7 protein-coding genes and 1 pseudogene are annotated in these 11,643 nt (G+C 59.3%); all 8 read right to left on the bottom strand.

What is annotated here, in order from left to right:
- Nucleotides 1-71 precede the first annotated feature (71 nt).
- Nucleotides 72-3,023 (bottom strand): autotransporter serine peptidase EprS, encoded by a 2,952-nt coding sequence (gene eprS / locus JJD74_RS22110; RefSeq protein ID WP_200616824.1) that lies wholly within the window; start codon nt 3,021-3,023, stop codon nt 72-74.
- Between the two features lie 253 nt (nt 3,024-3,276).
- Nucleotides 3,277-4,638: a TolC family outer membrane protein gene (locus JJD74_RS22115; protein ID WP_200616825.1), complete on the bottom strand. Its 1,362-nt coding sequence runs from the start codon at nt 4,636-4,638 to the stop codon at nt 3,277-3,279.
- 2 nt (nt 4,639-4,640) lie between these two features.
- Nucleotides 4,641-5,990 (bottom strand): HlyD family type I secretion periplasmic adaptor subunit, encoded by a 1,350-nt coding sequence (locus JJD74_RS22120; RefSeq protein WP_047301169.1) that lies wholly within the window; start codon nt 5,988-5,990, stop codon nt 4,641-4,643.
- Complete coding sequence (locus JJD74_RS22125) at nt 5,987-7,765, bottom strand: type I secretion system permease/ATPase (protein ID WP_200616826.1); 1,779 nt, start codon at nt 7,763-7,765, stop codon at nt 5,987-5,989. The genes JJD74_RS22120 and JJD74_RS22125 overlap by 4 nt, the downstream gene beginning before the upstream one ends.
- 206 nt (nt 7,766-7,971) lie before the next feature.
- A complete protein-coding gene (locus JJD74_RS22130) occupies nt 7,972-8,400 on the bottom strand; it encodes an AprI/Inh family metalloprotease inhibitor (protein ID WP_200616827.1) in 429 nt (142 codons plus the stop codon).
- 93 nt (nt 8,401-8,493) lie between these two features.
- The gene (locus JJD74_RS22135) at nt 8,494-9,960 is read right to left on the bottom strand and encodes a serralysin family metalloprotease (RefSeq protein WP_200616828.1); all 1,467 of its coding nucleotides are present in this window, start codon (nt 9,958-9,960) and stop codon (nt 8,494-8,496) included.
- 468 nt (nt 9,961-10,428) lie between these two features.
- Nucleotides 10,429-11,514, bottom strand: a complete 1,086-nt coding sequence (locus JJD74_RS22140) for a polyamine ABC transporter substrate-binding protein (RefSeq protein WP_042559259.1) — start codon at nt 11,512-11,514, stop codon at nt 10,429-10,431.
- Nucleotides 11,515-11,525: 11 nt separating this feature from the next.
- Nucleotides 11,526-11,643, bottom strand: a pseudogene (locus JJD74_RS22145) (IS30 family transposase); the annotation flags it as partial.

The raw sequence follows: 11,643 nt of genomic DNA on the forward strand, positions 1-11,643 counted from the left end.
CGACCTTCCTTAGTTGTGTTACGAAAAATCCGTCTATGTTCAGCTAGCGCCCCTGTTTTTGAGGGGTTCGGTCAGAACTGCCAGTTAAGGCTCAGGCCAACACCATGGCTCTTCTCGCGGCTAGCCAACTGCCCGTTGTAATCAAGGTTCACGCGCACGTCCTTGCTCAACGCCAGACTGGCCTGCACACCGACCAACGCGGCATCGCGCACCAGCGACGAACTCTCGACGCTGTACGGCGTACCGCCACTGGCAAAGCGCAGATGCTGTTCAGATTTGATGTCGGTGAGGCTGTGCTGCCAGCCCAGATGGCCGCTCACATCCAGTGTTTGTCGAGTCGACAGATTGAACGTTTTGATCGCCCGCACACCGAGGGTGCTCAGCACTGCATCACGTTGATCGCCGGAGCTTTTGAGCGCCGCCGCATCGCCTTTCTCGGTGAAGCCTTCGGTGTCCACATGCATGTAGGCCAGATTGGCAAACGGCTCCAGCGCCAGCGGTTGCAGTTGCACTCGATACGCCGCCTCGCCGAACACCTGAGTCGTCGCCGCATCAACCTTGGCTTTCTGTTTGGCGCTGACGTCGCCGTATTGCAAATCGCGCTTCACATCGGCGCGATGCCAGCTGTAGGCCGCGCCGGTGCTCAGGCGCCAGGCGCCGATCTCATGCCCGGCGTAAGCACCGAGGTGATAGCTGTCGACCTTGGCCGACGAGTGCGTGCCCGAGCCCATGCTCAGCGAGCTGTCGCTGTAGCCGGTGACCAGACCGATGCGGGTCTGCTCGTTCAGCGCGCCGTCGACACCGGCCAGCAGACCGCCAATCGACGTGTTGTAGCCCGCCGTGTCATGGCTCGAATCGGTGCTGCCCCACGCGCCGAGCGCCTTGATCCAGCCGTTGCTTGGCGTCGCGGAGGCATCGTGCAGGCGCTCACCGACGGCATCGCGCAATTGGCGGCTGTCGTTGATCAGCATCGAACCGAGGGCCGGGTAGATTTCGCCGCTCAGTTGCTGAAAGGCCCGTTGCGCAGACGCGGCGTCTGCCGACAGCAGCACGCTTTCGTAAACCGAATTGCCTGCGCCAAGGCCTTCGATAGCCGTGGCCACCGAACGCTGATTCTGGGTTTGGCCGACGCTGGAGAACGCGGTCGCGTTGCGTTCAATATTGAGCTGGATCGCGCTGGCGGCGTAATCAAGGCTGCCGCCAATGAACAGGTAGTTCGGCACCACGGCGCCAAACTGGCCTTGAACACCACCGGCCGCTTGCAGGATGTTGTACTGGCGACCGAGCAGGCTTTGCGCCTCGGAGGCACTGAGCAGGGTCGGGCTGTTTTCCAGCGCCAGGCTGACGGTTGCGCCGCTGACCGTGGCCGTGCCGCTTGCAACGATCTGGTCGCTGCGGGTCGGTGACAGCTCCACCGCGTAGGTCGAACCTGGCGCGAAGGTCACGTCACCGGCCACATTCAAGGTGCCGATGGAGTTGCCCGGCGCCACGCGGCCGCCGCTGTTGGCGATCAGCGAGCCGATTCGCCCGGAGCCGCCAAGGGTGCCGCCATCGTTGACGGTCACTGCTGAAACCAGCGAACCATTGACGCTCAGCAGGCCGCCATTGACTGTGGTCGGGCCGCGATAGGTATTGTCCCCGGTGAGAAACAGTTGTCCGTCTCCGGACTTGATCAGGCTGCCCTGATAAACCCGCGCCGCGGCGGCGGCATCACGGGCCATGCCCACCGCGTAGTCGGTCTGATCTTGCTGGCTGGCGCCGGGCGCAATGCCGTTCTGCCAACCCTTGTCTTGCAGGGTTTGCTGCCAGGTAACGTGTTCAGCGAAGTCTTCGCCCTGACGCTGGATCAGCGCTTTGTCGGAGATGTCGTTACTCCAGACATCGCTCTGCCCGGCCGCCAGATTGGCGTCGAACGCCCCGAGTAATTGCCCGGGCCCGCGCATCGCCCGGTTCAGGTTGGCCACGCCCCAGCCGAGCCGCTCGGTCGGCGCATCCGTCACCAAACCATCGAGCTGGGTGGCGGTGGTCAGCAGCACTTCGAGTGCCTGCTGGTTGTTCATGTACGGGTAGCGTTCCATCACCAGAGCCAAGGCGCCGGTGGCGTGCGGTGCCGACATCGACGTACCGGACTTGATCGCGTAACCGCCACCGGGAATGGTGCTGTCGATCTTCGCGCCCGGCGTGGTGATGCACCAGTATTTGGCGAGGCCGCACTGGTTGTACTTCTGCTGATTGCTCTGATCGAGACCGGAGACCGCCAGCCAGTGACCTTCGAGATCCGGCTGAAAGTACGGCAGCGCCGAACGCACGCTGGCATTCGGATAACCGCTGTTGCCGGCACTGAACACGTTGATCACCCCGCGTCGCGAAACGTCGGCAGCGGCGTCGAGCCAGGTGCCTTTGTTCCAATGCTGCGTGTAGGCGGCGTGCAGATCAGCCAGGGTCCGGTAGCTGACATCCGGCGGCTGACTGCCCCAACTGTTGTTGATGGCACGCACGCCGGCATCGGCCAAAGCGTCGTATACCGCTTTGAAATAACGCGGATCGGGCGTGGGGCCGAACAGGAAACTGTCGTTCTTGTTGGTGTTGCCGACAAAGATTTGCGCGTTATAGGCCACACCGTGCATGCCCGTGCCGTCACGCGAGGCGCCCATGGTGCCGACCACATGGGTGCCGTGGGAATCGTTATTGGCGTTGAGGGTGCCGTCGACGTTGAACGGCGAGCCGTCGACATAGCTGCCGTTGGCCAGCACCGGGTGGTAACGCTCAGTGGCGAATTCGGGATGGGCGGCGTCGAAACCGGAATCGAGCGCGCCGATCTTCACGCCTTTGCCGGTAATGCCGGCAGCAAAGGCTTGATCGGCCTGCATGCGCGCAAGGCCCCAATCGCGCAGAAACTCGGCGCTGCGCCAACTGGCGGGATCACCGGGTTTACCGGTCTCCAGGTATTGGGCGTGGGCCTGGGATATAGAAACTGCGAGCAACAGCGTGCCGACCGAAATTGGCTTGATGCGTACGTCCATGTTCACTACTCACTTTTATTGTTTTATGCGGGTACTTTTGCAGTGTCGCCTGGAGCCCCTCACCCCAGCCCTCTCCCCGAGGGAGAGGGAGCTGACCGAGGTGTCTTGCGTTTTACATCGACTTGAGAAAAACAGTCGATTATGGATTCAGCACAGCGCGTTCACGTCGGTGTACCTCTGAAGCATCCCCCGATCAGTCCCCTCTCCCTTCGGGAGAGGGTTAGGGTGAGGGGCCGCTCTCAAGTCGTGCACATCAGCGATGAGCTACACCAAACGCCTCATCCACCCGCGCCAGATCCTGCTCATTCAACGTGCCGGCGTAGTAATGCAACTTGGTCCACGCCATCAAATAGTCGTACCGCGCCTGCGCCAGATCACGGCGGGTGGTGAACAGTTGCTGCTCGGCGTTCAACGCGTCGAGGTTGGTGCGTTCACCGCCGAGGATGCTTTGCTTGGTCGACACCACCAACGCTTCCGCCGAGCTCAGGGCCTTTTGATACGCGCGCAATTTATTCACCCCCGACAGGCAGGCACTGAACTGGCGACGCAGTTCGATCAGTGTCTCGCGGGTCTTGCCGTCCAGTTCGTACTCGGCCTGCTCCATGGTGCGGCTGGCCTGACGGGTGGAGGCCGACACGCCGCCACCGGCGTACAACGGCACGCTCACTTCGAAACCGATGGTGTTGGTTTCGTAACGCTGGTTGTAGGTGTTGCCGCTTTCCGATTCGTTCTGGCGCATCGAGGCGTAAGCATTGATTTTCGGCAAGTGCCCGGCGCGGTTGCGCTCGACCTCGTAGCGCGCCACTTCCACAGCCTGGCGTTGCGAGGCCAGGTTCGGGTTGTTGCTGACCGCCATTTCATGCCAGGTATCGAAATTGGCTGGCTGCAGCACGAAGGTCTGGAAGTTCTGATCCAGCGGCGCCAGATCACCGATATCCACGGCCGGCACGCCGACCAGTGCGCCCAGTTCGCGCAGCGCTGCGTCCTGTTCGTTGCGCGCCTCGATCTCCTCGGCGGTCGCCAGCTCATAACGCGACTCGGCTTCAAGAATGTCGGTGCGCGTGCCTTCACCCTGCTTGAACATGTGTTCGTTTTGCTGGAACTGCTGCTCGTAAGCCTTCTTCTTCGCCTGTGCGATATCAATCTGGTCCTGGGCAAACAAGGCTTTGGTGTAGTTATCCAGCACGCGCACCAGCAGTTCCTGGCTCTTGCCGCGAAAGCTTTCGTCGGCAAACAGCGACTGCGCCACGCCCTTGCGATACGCCGCATAGGCTTCGTAATCGAGCAAGGGTTGTTGCAGGGTCAGGGCCGAGCCGTAACTGCTGTAATTGCGGTCGTCGGTTTTATTGCGCGCACGCTCATCAAGGGACGTTGCCTTCGAGGAGTTGCGGCCCTTGTTGTAGGTGTAACCGATTCGCGGCAGCAGCCCGGCACGGCCAATGGCGCGGTTTTCCAGGCCTGCATCACGCTCCTTGATCGCGCCGAGGAACACAGGGTCATTGCGCAACGCCTGTTCGTAGATCTCAAACGGCCCCATGGCCGCTACGACTGAGTGACTCGCGAACAGCGTCAATGCTGCCCCGAGCATGCAAAGCTTATTCATACAGCTGAACATCCTTATTCTTCGGTCAACGCAGAGTTGGCCCGGTCGAGCAGCGGTTTGAACAGATAGTTGAGGAGCGATCGCTCGCCGGTGCGCACAAACATTTCTGCCGGCATGCCCGGTTTGATCACCAGGCCGTGGAGTTTTTCCATGGCCTGATCGCTGACGCTGCTGCGCAACACGTAGTACGGCACGCCGGTTTTTTCATCGACCATCTGGTCGGCGGAAATCAGGCTGACTTCGCCCGGCACACGCGGGGTTTTGCTCTGGTTGAACGCGGTAAACAGGATGTCCACCGGCAGATGCGGGCCGACCTTGTCGATCAGATTGATCGGCAGGTGCCCTTCCACTTCCAGGGTGGTGCCTTGCGGAACGATCTCCAGCAGGGTTTCGCCCTGACGCACCACGGCGCCTTCGGTGTGCACGCCAAGATTGACCGCCACGCCGTCGGCGGTGGCGACAATCTCGCTGTGTTGCAGGTCGAAACCGGCGGAGGTCAGTTGCTCTGACAGCGTGACGCTTTTGAGCTGCGCCTCGGCCAGTTGCGTACGGACTTCCTTCTGATATTCCTCGCTGTGCTGCTGCAGCTTCAGGCGCGACTCGAGAATGCCCTGCTCGACACGCCCGCTTTCACCGGTGTTTTCTGCTAGTTGCTGCTGGACCTGCGAGAGCTGGCGCTGATATTCCATCAAGCGGTTGCGCGGGATGTAGCCGTTGTCGGCCAGCGGTTGCAGGTTGCTCAACTGTTGTTGCAGCGAGTCGGCCTGGGCATTGAGGTCGGTGCGCGCGCGGCGCATGCCGGCCAGTTGCGCGGTGGCGCCTTCGATGCTGGCGCGCAAGCCGGCCTGCTCGCGATAGAACGCTTCGCGGCGGCTGCTGAACAACTGGCGCTGACCTTCCAGAACCAACGCCAGGCGCGGGTCCGGGTCATTGCTCAACTCCGCCGGAAAGGTCACTTGCTTGAGGTTGTCGCGCTCGGCCTGCCAACGCGCCAGACTGGCCCATGCCATGCGGTATTGCGCCTGCAACGACTGCACATCGGCAGCGACTTGCGTCTGGTCGAGGCGAAACAGTGGCTGGCCCTGCTTAACGATCTCGCCTTCGCGTACCAGAATCCGGCTGACCACCCCGCTGCTCATCGACTGCACGGCTTTGCGTTTACCCGACACGACCACCGTGCCCTGTACCGGAATGCCTTGATCCAGCGGCGCCAATGCCGCCCAGGTGAAGAAGCTGCCCGCGCCGACAATCGCCAGAACCCAGCCCATGCGTGCGAAGAATTTCGCGTCACGTTCCGGACGTTCAGCAATGTACGCGTGCTCCATGCTCGCTTCGTTTTCAGTGTTCATGTTCGCGCTGCTCATACACCCGAATTCCTTGTCGTGGGCTGATACTGCCGGCTCATGCTGAGCCCGCCCGGTGCTTGCGCAGGTTTCTCGCGTGGTTGTTCATTGGCGGCGCCGGACAGCGCCTTGAGCACGTCCTGACTCGGGCCGAAGGCCTGCAAACGACCCTCGTTGAGCACCAGCAATTTGTCGGCCTGAGCCAGCACCGAAGAGCGATGTGTCACCAGCACCACTGTGGTGCCCTGGGCCTTGAGTTGCGCAATCGCGCTGGCCAACGCCGCTTCGCCCACGGTGTCGAGGTTGGAGTTGGGCTCATCCAGCACCACCAGGCTTGGCGTCCCGTACATGGCGCGCGCCAGCGCCACTCGTTGCTTCTGACCACCGGACAGCCCGCTGCCGTCCTCGCCCAACTGCGTGTCGTAACCTTGCGGCAGGCGCAGGATCATTTCGTGAACGCCGGCCTGCTGGGCAGCCGCCACGACTTTCTGCGCATCGGCCTCGCTAAAACGCGCAATGTTTTCGGCGATGCTGCCGCTGAACAGTTCGATGTCTTGCGGCAGGTAGCCGATGTAAGGGCCGAGTTGATCGCGATTCCAGCGATGGATGTCCGCGCCGTCCAGTCGCACAGTGCCACCCAGGGTCGGCCACACACCGACCAGCACTCGGGCCAGGGTCGATTTGCCGGAACCGGACGCACCGAGCACACCCAGCACTTCACCTGCGCCCAGATTGAAATTGACCATGTGCAAGGTCGCAGTGCGTTGCCCGGGTGGGCCGGCACTGACTTGCTCAAAGGTGATCTGGCCTTTGGGCGCTGGCAGGGCCATCGCTTCATCACTCGGCGGGAAGGCTTGCAGCAACGCATCGAGACGACGGTAAGCCAGCTTCGCCCCGCTCCATTGCTTCCAGACGGCGATCAACTGGTCGATCGGGCTGAGTACGCGGCCCATCAGGATGGAGCCGGCGATCATCATGCCGGCGGTCATGTCACCCTTGATCACCAGTAACGCGCCAAGGCCCAGCACCAGCGATTGCAGGCACAGACGCAGGGTCTTGCTCACAGAGCTGATCACCGCGCCGGTGTCGCTGGCCTGATTCTGCAAACCGAGAAAGCGCGAATGCACCTGGAACCAGCGTTTACGCAACGAACCGAGCATGCCCATCGCCTGAATGGTTTCGGCGTTGTGCAGGTGGCTGGTGGCCAACTGGCTGGATTGCTGCGAGAAACCGGCGGCTTCGCCCAGCGGCTTTTTGGTCATGTATTCGTTGAGGCATGCCAAGGCGATCAGCAACAGCGCACCGGCGGTGGCCAGTACGCCGAGCCAGACGTTGAACAGGTAAATAACGAACAGATACACCGGAAACCACGGCGCATCGAAAAAAGCGAACAGCGCCGGGCCGGTGACGAATTGACGAATGTGGGTCAAGTCCCCCAGCGACTGCCCGGCATTGCCCTCGCCCTTGAACAGGTTGCGTTCGAACGCCGCCTGGTACACCCGCAGGTTGAAGCGGCGCTCCAGTTGGCTGCCGATGCGGATCACGATGAAACTGCGCACCACTTCCAGCAGGCCGATAAAGACAAAGAAGCCGACAACCATCAGCGACAGCATCGCCAGGGTGGTTTCGTTCTGTGAAGACAGCACCCGGTCATAGACCTGAAGCATATAAATGGAGGGCACCAGCATCAGCACGTTAATCAGTGCCGTAAAGCAACCGACGCTGATCAGGATGCTTTTATAGTCACCCAATGCCTTGAACAAGGGAGCGGTGGCTGGGGCCTTCGCCATCTTCATTGATTATTCCTGAGGTCTAACTCTCGCCAATCTTTGGCGAGACTTCAAATTGATTATTCACGCAACGCGGGAACATATTTCCAAGCTGTTCGCTTACAAATTCATAACAACTAGTTCTGCTTAATACAGTGCAGTTGTGATTGAACATGTCGCTTACAACTTGACAGTGACGCCTTATATTAAAAATCTTGTCGTCTGATTGATCTTTAAGGCTGTTGCGCAACGCGCTCCAGGGTAATTTTCAGACCTGACTTCAAAGTCGCCAGATAAAACCCATCACGTTGTCGGCTAAAGAACTGGATTCTTGAACCCTCCTTGCCAGTGATCGAAATTCCGTCCGGGTCGGGAAACCAGCCAATCGGCGCCTCTTCGAGCCATGCCCCCAAGCAGTCAGCGCCTTTACCAATCGTCTGGTTGGATTGCAGATCGACAGTGCAGGTATTTGACGGTTTGTCCTGCAGTTTTTGCGCTTCAGCGCTGTCATCGCGGGCGCTCAGCGTCGCCTGCCACTGCCCGGCGAATACCGAGGGTTCTTCGAGCCTGAGGCTGCTTGCCATGCTTGTTTCTCCTGAAATCATCATCAGCGTCGCCATCAGCCACGCCACCGTCATGTAGGTAAAAACGTTTCGACTCATAGGAAATTTCACCCCAGTGCGTAGCCTTGCCTACAGGGCAAGACGATGCAAGCGAAGAAAGCGGCGCATCACGCGCCGCCCTCTTGTTTCACATCAAGCCACGATGTCGCTGATTGCCGCCTGGCCAACGGTGCTGACCTGGAAGTCGGCCGCGCCGAATCCGGAGAAGTCCACCGAGAGCAGGCTGTTGCCGCCCGACGAGGTCAATACCGCATCGCCCGCCGCACCGGTGAAGGCGCTGACGAAGTGCAGGCCGGCGCCCTTGGTGATGCCGGTCAGGTCGATTTTGTCCAGACCACTGACGAAATCGAGGATCTGATCGATAGCACCCGGTTTGGAATCCGAACTTGCCGCGAACACAAACGTGTCCGAACCCGCGCCACCCCACAGCTTGTCGGCACCGCCAGCTCCGTAGAGGATGTCGTTTCCGGCACCGCCCTTGAGTTCGTTGGCCACACTGTTGCCGATCAGCAGGTCGCTGCCCGAACCGCCGATGGCGTTCTCGATGATTGCGCCCTTGGCGATGGAGACGTTACCCACCATACCGCCAACGTCGGAGAACGAGGCGCTATTGAGGTTGATCTTCTGGTTTTGGGTGAACCCCGAGAAGTCCAGAGTATCCTTGCCGCCCGCATCCCAGACCGAGAACACTACTTTGTCACTCGACGACGAAGCGCTGAGGAAGTCGCGACCGGTGTTGGAGTTGAAACCGTAGGTGGTGTCACCGGTACGGGTGGTGGTGTTGGCGCCGTAGAGTTTCTGGATCGCTGCGATGTCATCCATCAGCGGGCCGGAGGCATAGGCTTCCACGCCACCCTTGCTGAAGTTCTGGCTGGTGTTGTTCTCGCTCCAGTAACTCATGATGCTGTAGCCGCGGGTGTCTTGCCCGTAGGAAGCATCGTTATAGGTCGGGTTGCCATTACCGGCGTTGTAGTCGCCAGGGTGAGCCAGACCGAGGCTATGACCGATCTCGTGAGTCAGCGTCTGACGGCCATAGTTGTTCAGATCCGGATTCTTGTTCGCCGTGTAGCCACTGTTGATCAGGTACCACGAGGTGCCGTCATAACCGGCGCCGGTGCCTGGCAGATAAGCGAACGCTGCAGCGCCATCCTGGCCACCGCTGTAGTTACCGAAGGTCATGTGACCGTCACCACCCGTAGCTTTTTCGGTGAAGGTGACATTGGCCACATCGGCCCAGGATTGCATGGCGAGCTTGGCCTGGTTTTGTTGTTGAGCACTGAACTGACTGAACCCGGAGATCCCGTGCTTGTTCATCGTGCCAAATGAAGCAGAAGTCAGGAACGTGTAGGTGAGTTCGATCTTGCCGCTGCCGTCTTTGTCTTGATAGGCAGCGCCGTCGCGCAGCAACTGGGTTGCGGCCTGGTCGACGGAGAAGGAGGGTTTGCCGTTGACCGTGAGGTTGCCGCCGCGATCGTATTGATGGCTGAAACTATTGATCTGGTTCCAGGCGGAGCTGGATGCTGCCAGTGACTGCGCAGCCCCTACAGGCTGGAAAGCCTGTTCGGCGGTATCAATAGCATTCTTTTTAACTTTCGACATAAACACACTTCCTTGTTAAGCAATGGAACAGTTTTTGTCCGATAGCGACAATCTCTGGCGAGATCGTCCTATCACTCGCCCAATGAAGGCGAAAGAAAACTGACACAATTTGAAATCTGACGTAAAGCATTTTTTTGAATTCAAATCGAGCTATTCCGGGAAGCTCCCGTAAACAAAGCATGTGCGGTCGAAAGAATGTTTCAGACGGCTGGTTTTTGCCTAATTGTCTGACGATTTTCTATTTAATTATTAAATAAGGCTAAGTTGTTTTTTGTCGAAGGCGTCTCACTTTTGCCTTGTATTAGTGCATGTGCCAGCGCATTGATATCACCCGATAATAGTCGCTGATAACCCATGTGGGAGCGAGCCTGCTCGCGAATGCGAAAGCTCATCCAACATCAATGCTGAATGAAACATCACTTTCGCGAGCAGGCTCGCTCCCACAGGTTTTGCATTTACCGATATATCTCAGCTACCGGTACGAATCTTGTTCCAGATCCGAGTACGGATCCGGTCGATGTTCATCGGCATTGCCTCCAGGGCGAACAACCTGCCCAACATCTCCGGGGTCGGATAAACCTTGGTGTCGTTCTTGATCGCCGGATCGATCAGGCTATCGGCCTGCTCATTGCCGTTGGCGTAGTGCACCGAGTTGCTGATGTCAGCCATCACGTCCGGGCGCAACAGGTAGTTCATGAAGGCGTAGCCGGCCTTCTCGTCCGGAGCGTCGTTGGGCATCGAGACCATGTCGAACCAGATGGGCGAACCTTCCTTGGGAACCGAATAGCCGATCTCGATGCCGTTCTTCGCCTCTTTGGCGCGGCTCTCGGCTTGCAGGATGTCGCCGGAGAAACCGACCGCCACGCAAATATCGCCGTTGGCCAGATCGCTGGTGTACTTCGAGGAATGGAAGTAGCTGACGTATGGCCGCACTTTCATCAGCAGCGCTTCGGCTTTCTTGTAGTCCTCGGGGTTCTTGCTGTGGTGCGGCAAGCCCAGATAATTGAGGGCCGCCGGAAGCAATTCCGGGCCGTTGTCGAGAATCGCGACGCCGCACTTCTGCAGTTTTTCCATGTACTCGGGTTTGAAAATCAGATCCCAGGAATCGACCGGCGCGTCGTCGCCCAGTACCGCTTTGATCTTGGCAACGTTGTAACCGATGCCGGTGCTGCCCCACAGATACGGGAAGCCGTGCTCGTTGCCCGGATCGTTGGTTTGCAGGGCCTTGAGCAACACCGGGTTGAGGTTTTTCCAGTTCGGCAACTGGCTCTTGTCGAGCTTCTTCAACGCGCCGCCCTGAATCTGCCGGGCCATGAAGTGGTTGGACGGAAACACCACGTCGTAACCGGAGTTGCCGGTCATCAACTTGCCATCGAGGGTTTCGTTGCTGTCGTAAACGTCATAAATGACGCCAATGCCGGTTTCTTTCTGGAAATTTTTCGTGGTGTCCGGCGCGATGTAGCTGGACCAGTTGTAAACCTTGACCGTCTCGGCGGCGTGACTGATGGAGGCGACCAGCAACAGCGGTGCCAGAGTGAGGGTTTTCCGGATCATGGGGCCTGAATTCAACACATAAGTGCAACGCTCACCCCTGTATGCACTTCGTACGGCGTCTTCCAGCCCAAGCGCTTGCGCGGGCGTAGATTGATCCTCGCTACTGTCCGATTGACGGCTTCGACGGTC

It is taken from the genome of Pseudomonas sp. MF6776 (genome assembly GCF_016613125.1).
Lineage (GTDB): Bacteria > Pseudomonadota > Gammaproteobacteria > Pseudomonadales > Pseudomonadaceae > Aquipseudomonas > Aquipseudomonas iridis.

Excerpts from the sequence above, each read along its gene's own strand:
- eprS (WP_200616824.1), bottom strand. The coding sequence starts at position 3,023 with ATGGACGTACGCATCAAGCCAATTTCGGTCGGCACGCTGTTGCTCGCA.
- JJD74_RS22130 (WP_200616827.1), bottom strand. The coding sequence starts at position 8,400 with ATGAGTCGAAACGTTTTTACCTACATGACGGTGGCGTGGCTGATGGCG.
- JJD74_RS22120 (WP_047301169.1), bottom strand. The coding sequence starts at position 5,990 with ATGAGCAGCGCGAACATGAACACTGAAAACGAAGCGAGCATGGAGCAC.
- JJD74_RS22125 (WP_200616826.1), bottom strand. The coding sequence starts at position 7,765 with ATGAAGATGGCGAAGGCCCCAGCCACCGCTCCCTTGTTCAAGGCATTG.
- JJD74_RS22115 (WP_200616825.1), bottom strand. The coding sequence starts at position 4,638 with ATGTTCAGCTGTATGAATAAGCTTTGCATGCTCGGGGCAGCATTGACG.
- JJD74_RS22135 (WP_200616828.1), bottom strand. The coding sequence starts at position 9,960 with ATGTCGAAAGTTAAAAAGAATGCTATTGATACCGCCGAACAGGCTTTC.
- JJD74_RS22140 (WP_042559259.1), bottom strand. The coding sequence starts at position 11,514 with ATGATCCGGAAAACCCTCACTCTGGCACCGCTGTTGCTGGTCGCCTCC.